At 65.8% G+C, this 22271-nt stretch carries 21 protein-coding genes and 1 tRNA gene; 16 read left to right on the top strand and 6 right to left on the bottom strand.

The genetic code is table 11. The features are described 5' to 3' along the window. Window positions 1–85: 85 nt before the first annotated feature. From JS528_RS00605 to mltG, 6 genes are all read left to right on the top strand, one after another. Complete coding sequence (locus tag JS528_RS00605) at window positions 86–760, top strand: histidine phosphatase family protein (RefSeq protein WP_214357167.1); 675 nt, start codon at window positions 86–88, stop codon at window positions 758–760. Between the two features lie 36 nt (window positions 761–796). Beyond that, window positions 797–1165, top strand: coding sequence for a DUF948 domain-containing protein (locus JS528_RS00610; protein WP_214357168.1), 369 nt, complete (start codon window positions 797–799; stop codon window positions 1163–1165). After that, window positions 1165–1401: a hypothetical protein gene (locus tag JS528_RS00615; protein ID WP_214357169.1), complete on the top strand. Its 237-nt coding sequence runs from the start codon at window positions 1165–1167 to the stop codon at window positions 1399–1401. The genes JS528_RS00610 and JS528_RS00615 overlap by 1 nt, the downstream gene beginning before the upstream one ends. A gap of 119 nt (window positions 1402–1520) precedes the next feature. Next, entirely contained in the window at window positions 1521–4205 is a 2685-nt protein-coding gene (gene alaS, locus JS528_RS00620; protein ID WP_214357170.1) for an alanine--tRNA ligase, read from the top strand. A gap of 5 nt (window positions 4206–4210) precedes the next feature. Then, window positions 4211–4666, top strand: a complete 456-nt coding sequence (gene ruvX, locus JS528_RS00625) for a Holliday junction resolvase RuvX (RefSeq protein WP_214357171.1) — start codon at window positions 4211–4213, stop codon at window positions 4664–4666. Window positions 4667–4676: 10 nt separating this feature from the next. Further along, window positions 4677–5855: an endolytic transglycosylase MltG gene (gene mltG / locus JS528_RS00630; protein ID WP_214357172.1), complete on the top strand. Its 1179-nt coding sequence runs from the start codon at window positions 4677–4679 to the stop codon at window positions 5853–5855. 128 nt (window positions 5856–5983) lie between these two features. Here mltG and JS528_RS00635 read toward each other — a convergent pair whose 3' ends face one another. Beyond that, the gene (locus JS528_RS00635) at window positions 5984–6442 is read right to left on the bottom strand and encodes a prepilin peptidase (protein ID WP_214357173.1); all 459 of its coding nucleotides are present in this window, start codon (window positions 6440–6442) and stop codon (window positions 5984–5986) included. Window positions 6443–6634: 192 nt separating this feature from the next. Here JS528_RS00635 and aroC point away from each other — a divergent pair, with 192 nt between their 5' ends. From aroC to JS528_RS00655, 4 genes are all read left to right on the top strand, one after another. Then, on the top strand, window positions 6635–7828 hold the full coding sequence (gene aroC / locus JS528_RS00640; protein WP_214357174.1) for a chorismate synthase: 1194 nt from the start codon (window positions 6635–6637) through the stop codon (window positions 7826–7828). Window positions 7829–7947: 119 nt separating this feature from the next. After that, window positions 7948–9570 carry a bifunctional shikimate kinase/3-dehydroquinate synthase gene (locus tag JS528_RS00645; protein WP_214357532.1) on the top strand — a complete coding sequence of 541 codons (1623 nt, stop codon included), beginning with the start codon at window positions 7948–7950 and terminating at the stop codon, window positions 9568–9570. 43 nt (window positions 9571–9613) lie between these two features. Next, the gene (gene aroQ, locus JS528_RS00650; RefSeq protein WP_214357175.1) at window positions 9614–10063 is read left to right on the top strand and encodes a type II 3-dehydroquinate dehydratase; all 450 of its coding nucleotides are present in this window, start codon (window positions 9614–9616) and stop codon (window positions 10061–10063) included. A gap of 160 nt (window positions 10064–10223) precedes the next feature. After that, window positions 10224–11885: a CTP synthase gene (locus tag JS528_RS00655; protein ID WP_214357176.1), complete on the top strand. Its 1662-nt coding sequence runs from the start codon at window positions 10224–10226 to the stop codon at window positions 11883–11885. 117 nt (window positions 11886–12002) lie between these two features. On the opposite strand, the gene JS528_RS11685 is transcribed toward JS528_RS00655, so the two are convergent. Both JS528_RS11685 and JS528_RS11690 read right to left on the bottom strand, forming a co-directional pair. Continuing rightward, a complete protein-coding gene (locus tag JS528_RS11685; protein WP_214357177.1) occupies window positions 12003–12497 on the bottom strand; it encodes a TraX family protein in 495 nt (164 codons plus the stop codon). Beyond that, complete coding sequence (locus JS528_RS11690; RefSeq protein WP_214357178.1) at window positions 12457–12933, bottom strand: TraX family protein; 477 nt, start codon at window positions 12931–12933, stop codon at window positions 12457–12459. Before JS528_RS11690 ends, JS528_RS11685 begins: the two co-directional genes overlap by 41 nt. Window positions 12934–13251: 318 nt before the next feature. Between JS528_RS11690 and sufB the strand changes: the two genes are divergently transcribed. The 6 genes from sufB to JS528_RS00695 all read left to right on the top strand — a co-directional run bounded on the left by sufB (window position 13252) and on the right by JS528_RS00695 (window position 19521). Further along, window positions 13252–14706, top strand: coding sequence for a Fe-S cluster assembly protein SufB (gene sufB / locus JS528_RS00670; protein WP_217626117.1), 1455 nt, complete (start codon window positions 13252–13254; stop codon window positions 14704–14706). A gap of 5 nt (window positions 14707–14711) precedes the next feature. Beyond that, window positions 14712–15941 (top strand): Fe-S cluster assembly protein SufD, encoded by a 1230-nt coding sequence (gene sufD / locus JS528_RS00675; RefSeq protein ID WP_214357179.1) that lies wholly within the window; start codon window positions 14712–14714, stop codon window positions 15939–15941. 26 nt (window positions 15942–15967) lie between these two features. Further along, window positions 15968–16747 carry a Fe-S cluster assembly ATPase SufC gene (gene sufC / locus JS528_RS00680; RefSeq protein ID WP_214357180.1) on the top strand — a complete coding sequence of 260 codons (780 nt, stop codon included), beginning with the start codon at window positions 15968–15970 and terminating at the stop codon, window positions 16745–16747. A 165-nt stretch (window positions 16748–16912) separates the two neighbouring features. Then, window positions 16913–18184 carry a cysteine desulfurase gene (locus JS528_RS00685; protein WP_214357181.1) on the top strand — a complete coding sequence of 424 codons (1272 nt, stop codon included), beginning with the start codon at window positions 16913–16915 and terminating at the stop codon, window positions 18182–18184. Between the two features lie 120 nt (window positions 18185–18304). Next, entirely contained in the window at window positions 18305–18859 is a 555-nt protein-coding gene (gene sufU / locus JS528_RS00690) for a Fe-S cluster assembly sulfur transfer protein SufU (protein ID WP_214357182.1), read from the top strand. 74 nt (window positions 18860–18933) lie between these two features. Beyond that, on the top strand, window positions 18934–19521 hold the full coding sequence (locus JS528_RS00695) for a metal-sulfur cluster assembly factor (RefSeq protein ID WP_214357183.1): 588 nt from the start codon (window positions 18934–18936) through the stop codon (window positions 19519–19521). 129 nt (window positions 19522–19650) lie between these two features. On the opposite strand, the gene glgC is transcribed toward JS528_RS00695, so the two are convergent. The 3 genes from glgC to JS528_RS00710 all read right to left on the bottom strand — a co-directional run bounded on the left by glgC (window position 19651) and on the right by JS528_RS00710 (window position 22232). Continuing rightward, entirely contained in the window at window positions 19651–20898 is a 1248-nt protein-coding gene (gene glgC, locus JS528_RS00700; protein ID WP_214357184.1) for a glucose-1-phosphate adenylyltransferase, read from the bottom strand. A gap of 241 nt (window positions 20899–21139) precedes the next feature. Continuing rightward, the gene (locus JS528_RS00705; RefSeq protein ID WP_214357185.1) at window positions 21140–22012 is read right to left on the bottom strand and encodes a TrmH family RNA methyltransferase; all 873 of its coding nucleotides are present in this window, start codon (window positions 22010–22012) and stop codon (window positions 21140–21142) included. Window positions 22013–22144: 132 nt separating this feature from the next. Next, a tRNA-Leu gene (locus JS528_RS00710) sits at window positions 22145–22232 on the bottom strand. Window positions 22233–22271 lie beyond the last annotated feature (39 nt).

Raw genomic sequence — 22271 nt, forward strand, 5'->3', positions numbered from 1 at the left:
AAACCCCGCGCTCCCATGGGACGCGGGGTTTCCGCGTTCTCGGGGCGCCATCGCGCGGCGGACGCGGCCGAGGTAGAGTGGACGCATGATTCTTCATCTGCATCTGGTCCGCCACGGGCAGACCACGTTCAACCGATACAACCGTCTGCAGGGATGGTGCAACGCGCCGCTGACCGAGGCCGGTCTCGCCGACGCCGACAAGGCCGGACGCAAGCTCGAGCACTACGACTTCGCCGCCGCCTACTGCTCCGATACCTCCCGCGCCCAGATCACCGCGGCCCGCATCCTCGACATCAACGAGGCCGCCGGCCATCCCCGTCCCGAGCTCGTCTCCGACATGCACTTCCGCGAGCAGTGCTACGGATACTTCGAGGGACAGGACATGTCCCTCGCGTGGACGGCGGCCGGCGGCCCCCACGGCGCCAGGAACTACAACGAGATCGTCGAGAAATTCGGTCTGGCCGCCACGCGCGACTTCCTCAAGGAGGCCGATCCCTTCCACGACGCCGAGTCCGACGAGGAGTACTGGACCCGAGTCGAGGGCGCGTTCGCGCTCATCGCCTCGAACCCGGCGCTGAAGGACGGCGACGACGTGCTGCAGATCTCGCACGGCAACACGCTGCTCAGCCTCGGCCACCGCTTCGGCGGCGACGACCTCGACCTGAGCGAGCGTCCCGCCAACGGCTCCGTCACGGACATCGACTTCGACACCTCCAAGCCGTTCTCCGAGGCGATCGCCATCGTGTCGTACGGCAAGTGATACCCTATTGCGAGTAACTGTGACATAGGAGGCTTTATGGGAGTTGGAGAGATCGCCGGTCTGGTGGCCGCCATCGCGTTCGCCGTGCTCGCCGGGTTCATGATCTATCCGCTGATCCGTCTGGGCAAGCTGTTCGACCAGATCGCCGAAACCGTCAAGGAGTCCGGCGAGCATGCCATCCCGGCGCTCGACGAGGGCGTCACCACCGTCAAGCAGGTCAACAAGTCGCTGGAGGACGTCAACAGGATCTCGGCGGCCGCCTCGACCACGGCCAACAACGTCGGCGCGCTGACCGACCTGTACGGCTCGTTCCTCGGCAGGCCGGTGATCAAGATCGCCTCGGCCGCGTACGCCCTGAAGTCCACCGCCGCCTCCTTCCTCTCCGAGCAGAAGAAGGGGGAGTGATGTTCAAACGCATCTTCTGGGTCGGTCTCGGCTTCGGTCTCGGCGTGATCGCCGTCTCCAAGGCCCAGGCCTACGTCAAGGCCAACACACCCGACGCCGCGCGCCAGTTCCTGCTCGGCCCGGACCAGGACAACGTCGCCGTGCGCACCCTGGCCGGACTGTTCGACGAGTTCAACGCCACGCGCAAGGCCCGCGAAAGCGAGCTCAACGAACGGTACTCGAAGGCCGGACGCTGAGCCCGCATTGAATCCGGCGGGCCGCCGCGCGGCCAAGCGCGGCCTCGTCCCGCAAACAATCACAGTCCTTCCTGGGCTTCACCATGCCCGCAAACACACACAAGGAGTTCCAACCGCTTATGCGCACTTCAGAAATCGCGAAGCGCTATCTCGATTACTTCGCCGCGCACGACCATCTGGTCGTCCCGTCGGCGTCGCTGATCTCGCCGAACCCGACCACGCTGTTCACCATCGCCGGCATGGTCCCGTTCATCCCGTACCTGATGGGCGAGCAGACCCCGCCGAAGCATCGCATGGCCTCCAACCAGAAGTGCGTGCGCACGCTCGACATCGACGAGGTCGGCAAGACCACCCGCCACGGCACCTTCTTCCAGATGCTCGGCAACTTCTCCTTCGGCGACTACTTCAAGGAGGAGGCCATCCACTATGCCTACGAGCTGCTGACCACCCCGCAGGACAAGGGCGGCTACGGCTTCGACCCGGAGAAGCTGTGGATGACCACCTTCACCGACGACGAGGAAGCCCGCTCGATGTGGAAGAACGAGGGCGTCGACCCCGAGCACATCCAGATCATGGGCATGGAGGACAACTTCTGGACCACCGGCGGCCCCGGCCCCGGCGGCCCGTGCTCCGAGATCTACGTCGACCGCGGCCCCGCCTTCGGCAAGGAGGGCGGCCCGATCGCCGACGAGAACCGCTACATCGAGATCTGGGATCTGGTCTTCGAGAACTACGAGGTCGACAACGTCAAGTCCAAGACGGACCTGCACATCGTCGGCGAGCTCGAGCACAAGAACATCGATACCGGCGCCGGTCTGGAGCGACTCGCCTATCTGATGCAGGGCAAGGGCAACATCTACGAGACCGACGAGGTCTACCCGGTCATCGAGGCCGCCGAGAAGCTCTCCGGCCGCAAGTACGGCGAGGACGAGGCGATGGACGTCAAGTTCCGCGTCGTGGCCGACCACGTGCGCTCCGCCCTGATGATCATGTCCGACGGCGTGCGTCCGTCCAACAACGGCCGCGGCTACGTGCTGCGCCGCCTGCTGCGCCGCACCATCGAGGCCATGCGCGTGCTGGGCGTCGAGGACGCCGTGCTGCCCACCCTCTTCCCGACCTCCAAGGCCGCGATGGAGCCCAGCTACCCGGAGCTCAACGACACCTTCCACGAGGTCTCCGAGTCCGCGTACGGCGAGGAGGACGCCTTCCGCCGCACACTGTCCGCCGGCATCGACATCCTCGACGTGGCCGTGAACAAGGCCAAGAAGGAGTCCGGCTCCAACGCCGTCGTCTCCGGCGACGACGCGTTCAAGCTGCACGACACCTACGGCTTCCCGATCGAGCTGACGCTCGAGATGGCCGCCGACCAGGGCGTCAAGGTCGACGAGGCCAAGTTCCGCGAGCTGATGGCCGAGCAGAAGAACCGCGCCCGCGCCGATGCGCTCAAGAAGCGCCACAACGTGGACCTGTCCGTCTACGACGACTTCAAGAAGACCCTCGTCAAGCCGATCGACTTCCTCGGCTACACCGACATGTCCGCCCGCGCCACCGTGCTCGGCATCATGCAGGAGGGCAAGGGCTCCGTCCCTGCCGTCACCGGCCCGGCCAACATCGAGGTCATCCTCGACCGCACCCCGTTCTACGCGGAGGCCGGCGGCCAGCTCGCCGACCAGGGCGAGATCCTGTCCGACGACGGTGCGGTGCTCGAGGTCGACGACGTGCAGAAGCCGATCAAGGACCTCATCGTCCACCAGTGCCGCCTGACCGAGGGCACGCTGGTCGTCGGCACGCAGGTCAACGCCAGCATCGATCTGGAACGCCGCGGCGCCATCGCCCGCTCGCACACCGCCACGCACATGGTGCACAAGGCGCTGCGCGAGGAGCTCGGCCCGCAGGCCACCCAGCGCGGCTCCGAGGACGCCCCGAACCGTCTGCGCTTCGACTTCCAGTGGTCCAGCGCCCCGACCAAGCAGATCATGAGCGCCGTCGAGGAGCGCGTCAACGACCGTCTGCGCGACAACCTCGTCGTCACCACCAAGGAGATGAAGTTCGACGACGCCATCGCCCTGGGCGCCATGCACCTGTTCGGCGAGAAGTACGGCGACATCGTGCGCGTCGTGTCCATCGGCGAGGACGGCTGGAGCCGCGAGCTGTGCGGCGGCACCCACGTCGACCACGTCGGCAAGATCGGCGCGATCAACATCATGTCCGAGTCCTCCATCGGCTCCGGCGTGCGCCGCGTCGACGCCGTGGTCGGTGCCGGCGCCTACGAGTACAACGCCCGCGAGCACGCGCTGGTCTCCCAGCTGAGCGACAAGCTCAACGCCCGTCCGGACGAGCTGGCCGAGCGCGTCAACGCGCTGCTCGCCAAGCTCAAGGAATCCGACCGTCGTCTCGCCGCCATGTACGAGGGCCAGCTGGCCGCCGCCGTGCCGGATCTCGTCAGGGCTGCCGATGCATCCTCGGCACCGGTGAAGGTCGCCGCGAAGAACGTCGGCCACTTCGGCTCCTTCGACGCGCTGCGCAAGACCGTCCTCGACGTGCGCTCCCGCCTCGGCGAGGAGTCCCCGGTCGTCGTGGCGCTGGCCGGCGTCAGCGCCGAGGACAAGCCGATGGTCGCCGTGGCCACCAACGAGGCCGCTCGCAAGCTCGGCATCAAGGCCGGCGATCTGGTCCGAGGAGCCTCCAAGATCCTCGGCGGCGGTGGCGGCGGCAAGCCGGACTTCGCCCAGGGCGGCGGCGCCGACGCGTCGAAGCTCGACGAGGCCGTCTCGGCGCTCGAACGCGAGGCGCTGAAGGGCTGAGCCGCTTGACCTGGCTTGGCATTGATTTGGGTGACGCCCGGGTCGGACTCGCGATGTCCGACCCGGAGCTCACCCTGGCTCATCCCATCGGCAACGTTCAGGTGTACGGGGATTCGTTCCGTGCACTTGATGATGTTATCGATATCATCGAAGACGAACACATCGATCGTGTCATCGTCGGTCTGCCGTTGCAATTGGACGGCACGGAAGGAAAGAGCGCCAAGAAGGCGCGCAGATGGGCGTCGAACCTCGCCAAACGCATCGGTCGTTTGATGGAGGACGGGGAAATCGAACTGGATTCGGCACCCGAGATAGAATTGCAGGATGAACGACTGACCACAGTCAGTGCGCATCGTCAATTGTACGATGCGAATGTCGCAGGCAGGAAGCACAGGCCTGTCGTCGACCAGCAATCCGCGGTCGTGATATTGCAGTCCGCGTTGGATCGCAACGAGCACTAGGGGAGAAGTGATGGCCGAGAGCTTCAACGATTTCTTCGAGGAGAACACCCAGTGGGTGTCGGGTAACGGCACGGCGCCGGCGGCCGAGCCGCCGCGTCCGCCGAAGTCGCGTCGCGAGATGCGCAAGAGGCGCAAGAACCACCGGCGCAAGCACACCGTCGTCGCGATCGTGATCCTGCTCGTCGTCGCCCTGATCGGCGCGGGCTGCTTCTTCGGCTACCGCCGCATCGCCGCGATCCGCGCGGTGAACGACTACAACGACCGCGTCTCCCAGGAGTACCCCGGCCCCGGCTCCGGGTCCGTTCTGTTCACGATCGACCAGGGCGAGGACTCGGTGTCCGTCGGCAAGCGGCTCGTCAAGGAGAAGATCGTCAAGTCCGCCGAGGCGTTCGCCTCCGCGGTCTCCGCCAACTCGGCCACGCTCTATCCGGGCACGTTCAAGCTCAAGCGGCACATGCGGTCCGCCGACGTCGTGGCCATCCTCTCCGACCAGACCAAGGCCACCGGATTCCTCGACGTCAAGTCCGGCGAACGCGTGTCCGACGTCATCAAGGCGGCGGCCAAGCTCAGCGGCATCGACGAAAGCGAGTTCGAGTCGGTAGTCGACGGCGGAGGCGAGGGCATCCTGCCCGACGAGGCGAACGGCAAGTTCGAGGGATGGCTCGAACCGGGACAGTACGACGTCAAGTCGAAGAAGTCCGCCTCCGACATCCTCAAGATGATGGTCGACCGCCGCATCGAGAAGCTCGATTCGCTGGACGCCCCCACGGGCAGCGAACGCGAGCGCATCCTCATCATCGCATCCATCGCCGAATCCGAGGTCAACTCGCAGGAGTACTACGGCAAGGTCACGCGCGTGATCCTCAACCGACTCGACAAGGACATGACCCTCGGCATGGACACGACGGTGGCCTACGGTCTGGGCATCAGCGCCAGCCAGCTGACCAACTCCCAGCTGGCGGACAAGTCCAACCCGTACAACACCCGCGTCAACAAGGGGCTGCCGCCCACGCCGATCTCGAACCCCGGCGACAACGCCCTCAAGGCCGCCATCGAACCGGAGGACGGCGACTGGCTCTACTTCGTGACCACCGACCTCGACACCGGCGAGACCAAGTTCACCGACAACGAGGCCGAGTTCAACAAGTTCGTCCAGGAGTACAAGACGAACAACAAGGACGCGAACTGACGCGCTACCAGACCTCCGCCGAGGGGAGTCCCGCAACGGGCATGTCGCCCGGCGGGGCTCCCCTCAGTCGTCTCGGGGCCGGCATTCCGCTTCCGAACCGGGGAGAAGGATGCCGGCCCGTCCGCCCTCTACAGCAGCACCGCGAACACCGCTCCTGCGGCGATCGCGGGAACGAACGGTGTCCTGCCCCTGTACCGCGTATGACGCTGCGGATCGAAACGTGTCCAGAACAGGATCCACACGAGCCCTGCAAGGCTCATCGCCACCCACCACGTGACGACGCTTCCCAATCCGTACATGCCGACCGCCAATCCGAGCGGCAGCATCGCGGTCACGTCCCCGAACCCCAGCGCCCCCGGTTTCGCCAGGGCGAGCAGCAGCTGGACGAACGCGCACAGCAGTGCGAACATCAGCGCCTGCAGCACCACGAAGAACTGGTTAGCGATCCCCGCCCACACGAGATCGGCGATCAGCTGCGCCAACGTGAACACGCCCACCCACGTGCGCGGCACGCGGCGCCGGCGCACGTCCTCGACGCTGAGGGCCAGGCAACAAATGAGACTCGGCAGACAATACAGGTACGGCATGTCTTAACATTAACCCCTAGTGAACACGCACAACGGCCCCGTATCCCGCGGGCGCGCGGGTGCCGTCACGCCCAGAGCGTAAAAGCTCGCCCCTGGGTGTGTCGGCTGCATGGACGGCGCCGGACAGGCGACGTCGGGAAGCGGCGACGCGGGACGGACGGCCGTGACCGAACCTGATGGAGGAGAACAGATATGTTGCGTTGGCAGACCGCGGGGGAGTCGCACGGCGAGGCGCTGGTGGCCATGATCGAGGGGCTTCCCGCGGGGGTCTCGGTCACCAGCGGCGATGTGGTGGACGCGCTGGCGCGCCGCCGTCTCGGCTACGGCCGCGGCGCCCGCATGAAGTTCGAGCAGGACAAGGTCCGTCTGCTTACGGGCGTGCGCCACGGCTCCACGCTCGGCGGCCCGATCGCCATCGAGATCGCCAACACCGAATGGCCGAAGTGGACCGAGGTCATGAGCGCCGATCCGCTCGACCACGACATCCCGCGCGAGGGCCGCAACGCGCCGCTGAGCCGTCCGCGTCCGGGCCACGCCGATCTGACCGGCATGCGCAAGTACGGCTTCGACGACGCCCGTCCGGTCCTCGAGCGCTCCAGCGCCCGCGAGACCGCGTCGCGCGTCGCGCTCGGCGCCGTGGCCGCGAGATTCCTCGAGCAGGCGTTCGGCATCCGCACCGTCGCTCATGTCATCTCCATCGGCGGCGCCGGCGTCGAGGACGCCGACAACGCGCCGCTGCCTACCCCCGACGACGTCGCCGCGCTCGACGCCTCCCCGGTACGCACGCTCGACAAGGCTGCGGAGGAGCGCATGGTCAGGCGCATCGACGAGATCAAGGCCAACGCCGACACCGTCGGCGGCGTCATCGAGGTCATCGCCTACGGCGTGCCCGCCGGCATCGGCACCTACGTGGAGTCCGACCGCCGTCTCGACGCGGCCCTCGCCTCCGCCGTCATGGGCATCCAGGCCATCAAGGGCGTGGAGATCGGCGACGGCTTCCTCGAGGCCGTGCGTCCCGGCTCCGCCGCGCACGACGAGATGGTGCCCGGCGAGGACGGCCGCATCACCCGCCTGACCAACCGCGCCGGCGGCATCGAGGGCGGCATGTCCAACGGCCAGCCCATCCGCGTACGCGCCGCGATGAAGCCGATCCCGTCCATCCCGCGCGCCCTGCGCACCGTGGACGTGGCCAACGGCGAGGCCGCGCAGGCCATCAACCAGCGTTCCGACTCCACCGCCGTGCCGGCCGCGGCCGTCGTGGCCGAGGCGATGGTGCGACTGACCCTCGCCAAGTACGCGCTCGAGAAGTTCGGCGGCGACAGCGTCGAGGAGACCCGTCGCAACTGCGAGAACTACCTCGCCTCCTGGCCGGAGCACATGCGTTGAGCCGTAATCGAAGCAACAGCAGCCGGGGCCGCGGTCGCGGTCGCCGCGTGAACGACGAGATCACAGACCGTCGCGCACGGGTGGGCGTCGACGTCACCGCCGACACCGGAACCTCCACGGTGCGTCGTCCGCGCGCCGTCATCATCGGCATGATGGGCGCGGGCAAGACCCGCGTCGGCAAGGAGGTCGCGCACATGATGCGCATCCCCTTCGCCGACGCCGACGTCGAGATCGAGCGCGAGGTCGGCATGAAGATCCCCGCGTACTTCGACAAGTACGGCGAACCCGCCTTCCGCGAGGTCGAGGCCGATCTGATCGCCGACTTCCTCGAGACCTTCGACGGCATCTTCTCCCTCGGCGGCGGCGCCCCGATGACACCGTCCACGCAGGTCGCATTGGCCGACTACATCTCCGCCGGCGGCCGCGTCGTCTACCTCGACGCGGACCCCGAGGAGGCCATGGAGCGCGCCAACCGCGGCGGCGGCCGTCCGATGCTCGCCGGCGACGCCAACGCCCGCTGGAAGAAGCTCTACAAACAACGCGATCCGGTGTTCCGCGAGGTCGCCAACGTGCTGGTGCATACGCGCCGGCAGACGCCGCAGGTCGCCGCGAGAAAGGTGATGGACATGATTTCCGAACGCAGCGTGCATGTGACCGGCACCGCCATCGAGCCCTACGACGTGGTCATCGGCGAGGGCACGATGAACCACGTCGCCGAGGTGTTCGGCGACAAGGTCTCCAAGGTGGCCCTGATCCACACGCAGCCGGTGCAGCGCCACTCCGACCGCGCCCGCGCCCTGCTGCGCCAGGCCGGCTACGAGGTCTCCGACATCGTCGTGCCGGACGCCGAGGCGGGCAAGACCGTCGAGGTCGCCAACGGCGTGTGGGAGCGCCTGGGAGACGAGGGCTTCACCCGCTCCGACGCGATCGTCGGCGTCGGCGGGGGAGCGGCCACCGATCTGGCCGGCTTCATCGCCGCCACATGGATGCGCGGCATCCGCTACGCCAACTGCCCGACATCGTTGCTGGCGATGGTCGACGCCTCCACCGGCGGCAAGACCGGCATCAACACCACGGCGGGCAAGAACCTCGTCGGCTCGTTCTACACGCCCGCCGGCGTGTTCGCCGACACGAAGACCCTGGCCTCGCTGCCCAACGACATCTTCATCGAGGGGCTCGGCGAGGTCGCGAAGTCCGGATTCATCGAGGACACCGAGATCCTGTCCATCCTCGAACGGCACGCGGCCGAGCTGCGCGCCTTCGATGGAGCGACGTTCCTCGGCTCCGGCCTCGAGGACGTCGTCTCCGAGCTCATCGAGCGCACGGTGACCGTCAAGGTCCACCACGTCTCCGCCGACCTCAAGGAGAAGGGCAAGCGCGAGTTCCTCAACTACGGACACACGCTCGCCCATGCCATCGAGAAGCTCGAGCACTTCCGCTGGCGCCATGGCAACGCGGTCGCCGTCGGCACCGTGTACGCGGCCGAACTGGCGAACATCCTCGGCTACATCGACCGCGATCTGGTCGACTACCACCGTTCGCTTCTGAATTCGCTGGGTCTGCCGACCTCGTGGAACGGCGGCTCGTTCGAGGACGTGCTCGCCCTGATGCACAAGGACAAGAAGGCGCGCGGCAACATGCTGCGCTTCGTCGTGCTCGAAGGCGGCCCCGGCCACGTCGTCCATCTGGAGAACCCGCCGGCGGACGCCGTCGAGGAGGCCTTCCGCCGCATCCAGCGCTAGCAGCGGAAGAGAAGCAGAAAAGAAGCAGCAAAGGAGACAACGCATGTCCACCAAAGTCATCGTCGTCAACGGCCCCAACCTCGGCCGTCTCGGCATCCGCCAGCCCGACGTCTACGGACGTCAGGACCTCGAGGAGCTGCGCCGCCTGTGCACCGGGTGGGGAGCCGAGCTCGGACTCGAGGTCGAGGTCCGCCAGACCGACGACGAATCCGAGATGGTCCACTGGATGCACCGGGCCGCCGACGAGAAGACCCCGATCGTCATGAACCCGGCCGCGTTCACCCACTACTCCTATGCGCTGGCCGACGCCGCGCACATGGTCGGCGACGCGGGCCTGCCGCTCATGGAGGTCCACATCTCCAACCCGTCCGCCCGCGACGAGTTCCGCAAGCGGTCGGTCATCTCGCCGGTCGCCACCGGCACCATCACTGGACTCGGCTTCTTCGGCTACAAGCTCGCGCTGGAGGCCGTCGCCCACATCGTCAACGGCTGATCTCCATCGTCCCGACCCGAGTCGGCCCGGGCCCCGTTGCCGCGATCGTTCATCCGCGGGAACGGGGCCCGTCGCGTCCTCTTTCCGGTCCCGTTCGCGTTCGGCTCGCGCCGATGCGATGAACACGCCGCGTCATATGCGGATGATAGTATGAAATTCCATGGTTAGAAGAACACATGGCAATTCCCAAGAGCACGTCACCAAGCACATCTTCGTCACCGGTGGCGTCGTTTCCTCCCTCGGCAAGGGCCTGACCGCTTCCTCCCTCGGCCGTCTGCTGCGTTCCCGCGGTCTGCATGTGCTGCAGCAGAAGCTCGATCCGTACATCAACGTCGATCCGGGCACGATGAACCCGTTCCAGCACGGTGAGGTGTACGTGACCGAGGACGGCGCCGAGACCGATCTCGACATCGGCCACTACGAGCGCTTCCTCGACGTCTTCCTGAGCCAGAAGGCCAACGTCACCACCGGCCAGATCTACCAGGAGGTGCTGCGCAAGGAGCGCGCCGGCGAGTACCTCGGCCAGTGCGTCCAGGTCATCCCGCACATCACCAACGAGATCAAGTCCCGTATGCGCGCCCAGGCGAGCGACGACGTCGACGTGATCATCACCGAGATCGGCGGCACCGTCGGCGACATCGAATCCCAGCCGTTCCTCGAGGCGGCCCGCGAGGTGCGCCGCGACCTCGGTAGCGACAACTGCATGTTCGTGCACGTCTCCCTCGTGCCGTACATCTCCGCCGCCCACGAGCTCAAGACCAAGCCGACCCAGCACTCCGTCATGATGCTGCGCCAGCTCGGAATCTCCCCGGACGCCCTCGTGCTGCGCTCCGACCGTCCGCTCAACCAGTCCATCAAGGACAAGATCTCCCTCATGTGCGACGTGGACGCCGAGGGCGTGGTCAACTGCGTGGACGCCAACAGCATCTACGACGTGCCGAAGATCCTGTTCGACGAGGGTCTCGACGCGTACGTCGTGCGTGAGCTCGGTCTGCCGTTCCACGACGTCGACTGGGACGAGTGGGAGGACCTGCTCGAGCGCGTCCACCACCCCAAGCACGAGGTCAACGTCGCGATCGTCGGCAAGTACATCGACCTGCCGGACGCGTACCTGTCCGTCACCGAGGCCATCAAGGCCGGCGGCTTCGCCAACTGGGCCAAGGTCAACGTCAAGTGGGTCGCGGCCGACCGCTGCGAGACCGAGGAGGGCGCGGCCGCCGCGCTCGACAACATCGACGGCATCGTGATCCCGGGCGGCTTCGGCATCCGCGGCATCGAAGGCAAGATCGGCGCCCTGAAGTTCGCGCGCGAGAACGGTCTGCCGGCCCTCGGCCTGTGCCTCGGCCTGCAGTCGATGGTCATCGAGTACGCGCGCCACGTGCTCGGCATCGAGGACGCCAACTCCACCGAGTTCGAGCCGGACTGCGCCAACCCGGTCATCGCCACGATGGAGGAGCAGAAGGACATCGTCGCCGGCCATGGCGACATGGGCCACACCATGCGCCTCGGCTCCTACCCGGCCGAGCTCGAGGAGGGCTCGCTGGTCGCCGAGCTGTACGGCACCACGCACGTCACCGAGCGCCACCGTCACCGCTACGAGGTCAACGTCGCGTACAAGGACCGTCTGCGCGAGGGCGGCCTGCGCATCTCCGGCCAGAGCCCGGACGGCGAGCTCACCGAGTTCGTCGAGCTGCCGCAGGAGGTCCACCCGTTCTACGTGGCCACCCAGGCGCACCCGGAGTTCAAGTCCCGCCCGACCAAGCCGCACCCGCTGTTCGCGGGCCTCGTCAAGGCCGCGCTCGACCACAAGGAGAACCGCTGAGTTCCCCGCGTCGTTGCCGACGGAGGCGTGAAGCCTGAATCGATGAGCACATGAAAAGGCGGTGGCATGACCGAAAGGTCGTGTCACCGCCTCCTCGTATGCGGTCTTCGTGCTCTGTCAGAACAGCATGTAGTTGCTCATCACCATGCCGATGAGATACAGCACGACGATGTGCGCGGGGTAGAAGACGTAGAAGAACCACTTCACATGCGGCCCGCGCTTGTGGTTGTACAAGAGCATGAACGGCAGCGCGAAGACCATCATCCACTGGTAGTTCACCGTGAATGGGGACTGGCCAAGGGCGAATTGCGAAATGCCCGCGTTCTTCAGCATGAAGTTGGCCACGTGATTGATGGGACCGTCGCCCATGACGACCGCGGTCAGTCGACTGGCGACGGGAAGAGCGGAGACCAGATATATGAGGGACATGCCGCCGAATGCGAGTGACGTGAGCAGTCTATTGTCATGAACGGCCCACAGGACAACGCCGATCGCGACATCGAGCCATCCTCCCTCGAGCCCTAGAACGGTGCCGCTCGCCGCCAACAGGACATAGAGAGTGAAATTCGCATCATAGGGCAGGGCATCTATGAAGTAGGCGGCGAAGATCATCACCACGCCGATGATGAGCTGCGCCGCGATGTAGATCGAGATGTTGCGTAGTCGTTCTCGTCCCGTGGGGGGGGGCGGATAGCAGGCAGATGATCAGGCTCATCTGGAACAGCGTGGCGAAGATGTTGTTGCCGATGGGATTGAGCATCACACCGCTGGAGAGGGGCGGCAGCAGGTAGGAGACCGCCTGTATGAGGGACATGCCCACGCTGGCGAGGTAGAGGCGCAGGAGGAATCGTTTGCGGTTGCTGGTGTACATGCAGCTCCATCCGATGAGGAAGAAGAAGATCGGCGCGGATAGTCTGCCGATCCAGTGCATCCACACCGGCATCTCCGGCAGGAACTCGGCCACATGGTCGATGAGCATCAACACGCAGGCCAGGATCTTCAACTGGAAACTGGTCATGCCACTTCGTATGGAGAGTTCGCCGTTCATGGAATCCGTCCTCCCTGCCGCATTGCACGCCTTGACGGGTTCCATTGTAATGAGCGCGAGGTCATCGCGAGCGGTGGATGCTCTTGGAGAGCCGGCGGGTGCGCCGCAGAGTCATCTCCCCGTCCACCGCGTCCGTACGGGCGATCCGACCCGCGTGGACCGCGTTACCAAACTCACGTTCGCATGTAGCCGACATACGGTGTCGATATGGAGATGAGGTGCGCCTTCTGCTAGATTTGCGTAGGAACTTATGTGAACGATTGGAGGCAGTGTACGGTGAGCGACACCCAAGCACCCAACGCCGCAGCTGACGTGGAGATGAGCCAGTACGTGGCCGACAGGTCCCGCGTCAATGAGGAGAAGATCAAACAGGACGACGAGATCATCCAGCAGTTCGGCGACTACAGCTACGGCTGGCATGATTCCGACGCGGCCGGCGAGGCCGCCAAGCGCGGCATCGACGAGAGCGTCGTGCGCGGCATCAGCGCCGACAAGGGCGAACCGGAGTGGATGCTCGACATGCGTCTGCGCGGCTACAAGGCCTTCCTCGAGAAGCCGATGCCCGAGTGGGGCGTCGACCTGACCGGCTTCAACGCCGATGATTTCAAATACTACGTCAAGCCGATCGACAAGCAGGCCAAGACGTGGGACGAGCTGCCCGACGACATCCGCAACACGTACGACCGCCTCGGCATCCCGGAGGCGGAGAAGAACCGTCTGGTCTCCGGCGTCGCCGCCCAGTACGAGTCCGAGGTCATCTACAACTCCATCCAGGAGGACCTGAAGAAGCAGGGTGTGATCTTCGTCGACACCGACACCGCCGTGCGCGAGTACCCCGATCTCGTTCGCAAGTACTTCGGCACCGTCGTGCCGCCGGAGGACAACAAGTTCGGCGCCCTCAACACCGCGGCCTGGTCCGGCGGCTCGTTCGTGTACGTGCCCAAGGGCGTCCACGTGGACATCCCGCTGCAGGCGTACTTCCGCATCAACACCCCGGCCATGGGCCAGTTCGAACGCACCCTGATCATCGCCGACGAAGGCTCCTACGTGCACTACGTCGAGGGCTGCACCGCCCCGATCTGGTCCGAGGACTCCCTGCACGCCGCCATCGTCGAGATCATCGTCGAGAAGCACGCCCGCGTGCGCTACACCACCGTGCAGAACTGGTCGAACAACGTCTACAACCTCGTCACCCAGCGCGCCTATGTGCGTGAGGGCGGCACGATGGAATGGGTCGACGGCAACATCGGCTCCAAGGCCACGATGAAGTACCCGGCCTGCATCCTCGCCGAGCCGTACGCGAAGGCCAGCACCATGTCGCTCGGCTTCGCCGGCAAGGGCCAGTATCAGGACACCGGCGCGAAGATGATCCACCTCGCCCCGCACACCTCGTCCACGATCGTCGCCAAGTCGATCTCCCGCGGCGGCGGACGCTCCGCGTACCGCGGCCTCGTCAAGATCGTCAAGGGCGCCGAGGGCTCCTCCAACTCTACCGTGTGCGATGCGCTGCTCGTCGACGACTTCAGCCGTTCCGACACGTACCCGCACGTGGACGTGCGCGAGGACGACGTCTCGATGGCGCACGAGGCCACCGTCTCCAAGATCTCCGAGGACCAGCTCTTCTACCTGATGAGCCGCGGCCTGTCCGAGGAGGAGGCGCAGGGCATGATCGTGCGCGGCTTCGTCGAGCCGATCAGCCGCGAGCTGCCGATGGAGTACGCGCTCGAACTCAACAGACTCGTCGAATTGCAGATGGAAGGATCGGTGGGCTGATTCCCATGGCGGAAAACAAAGCAGCAGAACTCAACATCCCCGTCGCGGATCCGAACGACCCGTACAAGGTGCCGGCGGCCATGCCGTCGAGCGCGGACCGCGCGCCCCGCTCGTTCGAGGTCGCCGCGTTCCCGGTGCCGGACCGCAAGCAGGAGGACTGGCGCTACACGCCGATTGACCGCATCGCCGAGTTCTTCGAGACGTTCACGCCGTCCGGCGAGACGCAGATCGAGGTCGGCATGATCGACGGCTCCCCGCTGGCCGACGGCGTCACCATCGAGCAGGTCAGGCTCGGCGAGGCCGAATCCGGCACCGTCTCCAAGCCGAACGATCGCGTCTCCGCCGTCGAATGGAACTCCGGCGCCACCGCGACCATCGTCAGGCTCGTGGGCGAGATCGACCAGCCCGTGCTCGTCAAGGTGCACGGCGCCGGCGAGGACCTCGACGCGTTCCATCTGGTCATCGTCGCCGCCGACAGGGCGCACGCGGACGTCGTCGTCGAGCACGACGGCGACGCGAGGCTCGCCGAGGGCGTCGAGATCACCACCGGCAAGGACTCCCACGTCTCCGCCACGTTCATTCAGGAGTGGGACCGCACCGCCAAGCACGTCGGCAACCACCGCATCCACGTCGGCGAGGGCGCGTCTCTGCGCCACTCCGTCGTCACCCTGGGCGGCGACGTCGTGCGCATCCGCATGGATCAGGACTTCGGCGGCGAGCAGGGCGAGCTCAACATGCTCGGCATCTACTTCGTCGACCCGGGCGAGCACATCGAGCACCGCACGATGGTGGTGCACAACCATCCCGACTGCAAGAGCCGCGTCGTCTACAAGGGCGCGCTCGACGGCAAGGGCGCGCACTCCACGTGGGTCGGCAACGCGCTGATCCAGCCGACCGCCCCCGGCACCGACTCCTACGAGCTCAACCGCAATCTGGTCCTCACCCCCGGCGCCATCGCCGACTCCGAGCCGAACCTCGAGATCGAGAACGGCAACATCATCGGCGCCGGCCATGCATCCTCCGTCGGCCGCTTCGACGACGAGGAGCTGTTCTACCTCGAATCCCGCGGCATCCCCGAGACCGAGGCGCGCAAGCTCGTCGTGCGCGGCTTCTTCGGCGAGCTCGTCGAGGAGATCGGCATCCCGGCCGTCTCCGACCACCTCATGAACGTGATCGACCGGCGACTGGCCCGCGGCGAAAGCGAGGCCATGGCGCAGGTGCTCGAAGACAAGTAACGAACGCAAGTTTTTAGGAGTAATCAATGTCCACTCTGGAAATCAAGGACCTGTACGTCCACGTCGAGACCAAGGAAGGCACCAAGCAGATCCTCAAGGGCGCCTCGCTGACCGTTCATTCAGGTGAGACCCACGCGATCATGGGCCCCAACGGCTCCGGCAAGTCCACCCTCGCCTACACGCTGGCCGGCCATCCCAAGTACGTGGTCGATTCCGGCGAGGCGCTGCTCGACGGTCAGGACATCCTCAAGATGACCCCGGACGAGCGTGCCAAGGCCGGCCTGTTCCTCGCCATGCAGTACCCGGTCGAGGTGCCGGGCGTGTCGATGACCAACTTCCTGCGCACCGCGAAGACCGAGATCGACGGCGAGGCGCCGTCCGTGCGTACGTGGGCGCGTGAGCTGTCCCAGGCGATGAAGCGCCTCAAGATGGACCCGAAGTTCGCCTCCCGCTCCGTCAACGAGGGCTTCTCCGGCGGCGAGAAGAAGCGTGCCGAGGTGCTGCAGCTCGAGCTGCTCAAGCCGAAGTTCGCCATCCTCGACGAGACCGACTCCGGCCTCGACGTCGACGCGCTGCGCATCGTGTCCGAGGGCGTCAACCGCGCCAAGGAGGCCAACCAGTTCGGCATCCTGATGGTCACGCACTACACGCGCATCCTCAAGTACATCAAGCCTGACATCGTGCACGTGTTCGCCGACGGCCACTTCGTCAAGACCGGCGGTCCGGAGCTGGCCGACGAGCTCGAGGAGAACGGCTACGACGCCTACCTGCCGGAGGGCGCGGACTCCGAGTCCGCCCTGGCCTGATTCGCCACCGTCGGGTAACCGCGTGGAATCGTGATCATCGACTCGCGACACACTCAAGGCCGTTCGGCCGAGCCTACGGTCGCGAATCGATGATCACGATTCCACGCTCGATTGCGTCGGACGTCGCGCAGCGACTTTGCGCAGGTAATCACACAAGGGGGATAGATGACAGATTTCGCAGCGATCAGGGATGAGTTCCCGATCCTCAAGCAGGAGATCCACGGGCACCCGCTCGTGTACCTCGATTCGGCGGCGACCTCGCAGAAGCCGGAACGCGTGATCGAGGCGGAGGCGGAGTTCTACCGCACGATCAACGCCGGCGTGCACCGCGGCGCCCACGAGCTCGCGGCCCGAAGCACGATGGCCTTCGAGGACGCGCGCGTCAAGGTCGCGCGTCTGGTCGGCGCCAACGCCGAGGAGGGCAACGAGGAGATCGTCGTCACCGGCGGCGCGACTGCGGGCCTCAACCTGCTCGCCACCGCGTTCGGCAACGCGTCGCTCGGCCGTGGGGGAGCGGCCGCGAAGCGCTTCGCCCTCAAGCCCGGCGACGAGATCGTCGTGTCCAAGGCGGAGCATCATTCCGTGCTGCTGCCGTTCCAGGAGCTCGCCTACCGCACCGGCGCCACGTTCAAGTGGATCGACCTGACCGAGGACGGCCGCGTGCGCACCGACAACCTCGACGAGGTCATCACCGAGCGCACCAAGGTCGTGGCCGTCACGCACGTGGGCAACACCACCGGCGCGATCACCGACATCGCCCCCATCGTGAGGCGCGCGCACGAGGTCGGGGCGGTCTTCATCCTCGACGCGTGCCAGTCCGTGCCGCATCTCAAGGTCGACTTCCATGCACTCGACGTGGACTTCGCCGCTTGGAGCGCGCACAAGATGTACGGTCCGACTGGCGTCGGCTTCCTGTACGGCCGCCGCGAACTGCTCGAGGCCCTGCCGCCGGCGAACTTCGGCGGATCGATGGTCGAACTCGCGTGGATGGACCAGCCGGCGCAGTACATGGAGCCGCCGGCGAGGTTCGAGGCCGGCACCCAGCCGGTCGCCCAGGTCGTGGCCGCAGGCGTCGCCGCCGAGTGGATGATGAACGTCGGACTCGAGAACATCGAGGCACACGAGAGGACCATCGCCGCGGAGCTGCTGAAGCTCGGCGACATCGACGGCATCCGTATCCTGGGCCCGCGTGAGAACGTGGACCGCATCGGCACCGTTGCGTTCGACGTGGCCGGGGTGCATCCGCACGACGTCGGCCAGTACATCGACGCACAGGGCATCGCCATCCGTGTCGGTCACCATTGCGCGCAGCCGGTCCATCGTCACTTCGGCCTGTACGCCTCGAACCGCGCATCGTCCGGCGTGTACAACACGGTCGAGGACGCGCAGGCGCTGGTCGAGGCCGCGAAGGGCATCAGGAAGTTCTTCGGGGTCTGACCGAATGTATGCGGTCCTGCGGGAATCCGCGCGAGGACCGTGGTCTCGGTCGCGATTCCAACGGAACGCGGAAACCGCCCTCCCCACAGGTCGTGGGGAGGGCGCTATATTGAGGAGATTATGAACGATTACGGCATGAGCGGCGACGACCTCGAACAGATGTATCAGGAGGTCATCCTGGAAGCGGCGAAGAACCCGCACGGCAAGGAGTCCTTCGCGGCGGACCTGACGAAGGAGCAAACGAGCGAATCCACGGGCGACACCGTGGTCCGCGCAACCCACGAGTACTGCACTCCCGGCGAATCCCATCAGTTCAACCCGACCTGCGGCGATGAGGCGACCGTGCACGTGGAGATCTCCGACGACGAGCCGTACACCATCAGGCGCGTCGTGTGGGACGGTCAGGGATGCTCCATCTCGCAGGCCAGCCTGTCCGTCATGGTCGATCTCGTGGACGGGCAGACCGTCGACAAGGCGATGGAGTTGGAGCGCACCTTCCACCGGCTCATGGAATCGCGCGGCAAGGGGCTGGATGATGAGGCGGCCGAGGAGAGCCTCGGCGACGGCATCGTGTTCCAGGGCGTGTCCAAGTACCCGATGCGCATCAAGTGCGCGCTGCTCGCGTGGGAGGGTCTCAAGGACTCCATCGCGAAGGCCTTGGCCGCCAAGCACTGAGCGAACGGCGGGTGACAACGCATGCGCGCCCGCGTAGAGTAGACACGTAACCCTTTTCGAGGTATGGAGTGACAATGAGCGATAACCTGGTGCCCGAACCGCAACCGACCGTGTTCGATGCGGTCAACGGCGTCCTACAGGACGAGGAGGCCGCACGTCGCGTGATGGCCAATCCGGCTCTGGCCAAGGGCTTCCCGAACGGACGCCCCGCCGAGTCGGCGGCGGCCGACGACGACATGTGCGCCTGCGGCCGTCACAAGAAGAGTGAATGCGGCCATGGCGACGAGCACGGAGACGACGCCGAGATCCCGCTGAAGTTCGTCGACGACATCGGCCGAGCCACCGCCGAGGACGTACGCGAGGCCCTCCATCAGGTCATCGACCCGGAGCTTGGCATCGACGTCATCGACCTCGGTCTGGTCTACGGCATCGAGATCGACGATCTGGGCCGCGCCATCATCACGATGACGTTGACCACGCCGGCGTGCCCGCTGACCGACCTCATCGAGGACGAGTGCGCAAGCACCCTCGCCGGTCTCGTCGAGGAGTTCCGCATCGACTGGACGTGGCAGCCGCGCTGGACGATGGACAAGATCACGCCCGAGGGTCGCGACCAGCTGGCCGCGCTGGGATTCAACTTCGAGAATCTGCCGCAGTACTGAGATCGGCGGCACCGGTTGCCGCCGAACGACGTCTCCGGTATCACCGATTCCTCGTCCGGCATCGAAAACGGGCTTCCCTCTTGTGATGAGGGAAGCCCGTTTTCGCTATGCGATTATGCGACGGGAGGATCAGTCGTCGACGACGGTGCCCTTCGGAACCACGGTGATACCCTCCGGAGTGACGGTGAAGCCGCGCGCAAGATCGTGCTCAGTGTCGATGCCGACGGTGGAGTTCTCGGTGAGGACCACGTTCTTGTCGAGGATCGCCTTGTAGACGCGGGCGCGACGGTTGACGATCACGCCGTCGAACAGGACGGAGTCCACGACCTGCGCCCACGAGTGGATGCGCACGTTCGGAGAGAGCACGGAGTGGTGCACCTCGCCGCCGGAGACGATCACGCCGGGGGAGACGATCGAATCGGTCGCATGGCCGAGACGGTCACGGCCGGCGTGCACGAACTTGGCCGGCGGCAGCGTGCCGGAGTTCGTGTAGATCGGCCAGGCCTGATTGTACAGATTGAACTCGGGCACGTAGGCGATCAGGTCCATGTGCGCATCGTAGAACTGCTTGATCGTACCGACGTCGCGCCAGTAGGCGTGGTCGGTCGGGGTGGCGCCCGGAATCTCGTTCGTGTTGAAGTCATACACGCCGGCCTCGCCGCGGGAGGCGAAGTACGGCGCGATGTCGCCGCCCATGTCGTGCTTCGTGTTCTCGTTCTTCTCGTCCTTGGCGAGCGCGTCGAACAGGGCGTCCGTGTTGGCCACGTAGTTGCCCATCGAGGCGAGGAAGGAGCCCGGATCGTCCGGCAGGCCGGCGCAGGTGTCCGGCTTCTCCAGGAAGCTCTTGATCTGGTTCGGGTGCTCCGGATCCACGTCGATCACGCCGAACTGGTTCGACTGCTCGATCGGCTGACGGATGCCGGCGACGGTGAACTCGGCGCCCGATTCGATGTGCTGCTGGACCATCTGGCCGAAGTCCATGCGGTAGACGTGGTCGGCGCCGACGATCACGACGATGTCCGGCTGGACGTCCTCGATGATGTTGATGGTCTGGTAGATGGCATCGGCGGAGCCGAGGTACCAGTGCTTGCCGAGGCGCTGCTGCGCCGGGACGGGGGAGACGTAGTTGCCCAGCAGCGAGGAGAAGCGCCACATCTGGGAGATGTGACGATCCAGCGAGTGGGACTTGTACTGGGTGAGCACGACGATATGGCGGTAGTCGGAGTTCACCAGGTTGGACAGCGGGAAGTCGATGAGGCGGAACACGCCGCCGAAGGGCACCGCCGGCTTCGCGCGATCACGGGTCAACGGCATCAGTCGGGTTCCCTCGCCGCCGGCCAACACGATCGATAGAATCTTCTGCTTGTTTTTGGCCATTATCTACGTTGCTCCTCTCAACAACTTCCAGCGCCTTTCAACGCCGCTCGGGGTCGTAAACCGGGCATCCTTGCCCCGGCTTCACACTGACAATGATGGCACAAAAACCGCGACACGCAAGCAACGCCGCTCCGCGCGTCCCGGCGTGTCCCGGCGCGTCGTCAGTGACGCACGTCACATATCGGGGTACATCGGGGATGTGCGGTTACGGGGGATGACGGGGTGCCGTCCCCGCGTGCGGCTACGCGCGATGCGGACGCGTAGCGTAGAAGGCGACCGCGCTGGAGGCGGCGACGTTGAGGGAGTCGACGCCGTGCGCCATCGGAATCTTCACAGTGAGGTCGGCGCGCGCGATGGTGTGGTGGGACAGACCGTCGCCCTCGGTGCCGAAGATGAGGGCCAGCCTGTCGATGTGGTCGGCCTCGGCCGGATCGTTGTCGAGTCGTCGGGTGAGTTCGTCGAGGCTGATCGAATCGTCCTCCAGCGCCATGGCCACGGTGGTGAAGCCGAGCTCCTTGAGCTCGTCGATGCCCTTGAACGGCCAGTAGTGTTTGTCCTCGCCGCCGATGCGGGTCCACGGGATCTGGAACACCGTGCCCATCGAGACGCGTGCGGCTCGGCGGTACAGGGGATCGCCGCAGGAGGGCGTGACCAGCACGGCGTCCACGTCGAGCGCCGCGGCCGAGCGCATCAGCGCACCCACGTTCGTATGGTCGACGATGTTCTCCATCACCGCGACCCTGGTCGCGCCGGCACACACCTGGGCGACGGAGGGCAGCGGCCACCGCCTCATGGCGGACAGGGCGCCGCGGTGCAGACGGTATCCGGTGAGTCGTTTCAGCTGATCGGGGGAGGCGACGTAGACCGGCACGTCCGGTCCCCAATGCTCGTCGATGTAGGAGAACTCGTCTCCCATGCCGTCGATCCACTGCTCCTCGACCAGCAGGGAGATCGGCTCCCGGCCGGCGGCCAACGCCCGGTCGATGACCTTGGGGGATTCGGCGATGAACAGGCCCTTGGCGGGCTCCAGACGGTTGCGCAGCTGGATCTCGGTGAGATTGACGTAGGCCGACACGCGTTCGTCGTCGATGGATTCAAGATGGACGAAGCGCATGGGGACTCCTTCGTGTGGGTTGCGGTGCTGTTCGGTGTCGCGCGGGTCAGACGTTTGCCGGCTGCGTGGACGGCGGCCTGTGGGAGCGTCTGCAAATACGAGAAAACCCCTTGTCTCCAAGGGGTTTATCTGTGCCCGAGACGGGACTTGAACCCGTACGCCTGTTAAAAATAGGCACTAGCACCTCAAGCTAGCGCGTCTACCATTCCGCCACCCGGGCAGGTGTCGCTGCATGGCAACGAGTGAATACTCTAGCATC

Source organism: Bifidobacterium santillanense (genome assembly GCF_018555385.1).
Lineage (GTDB): Bacteria > Actinomycetota > Actinomycetes > Actinomycetales > Bifidobacteriaceae > Bifidobacterium > Bifidobacterium santillanense.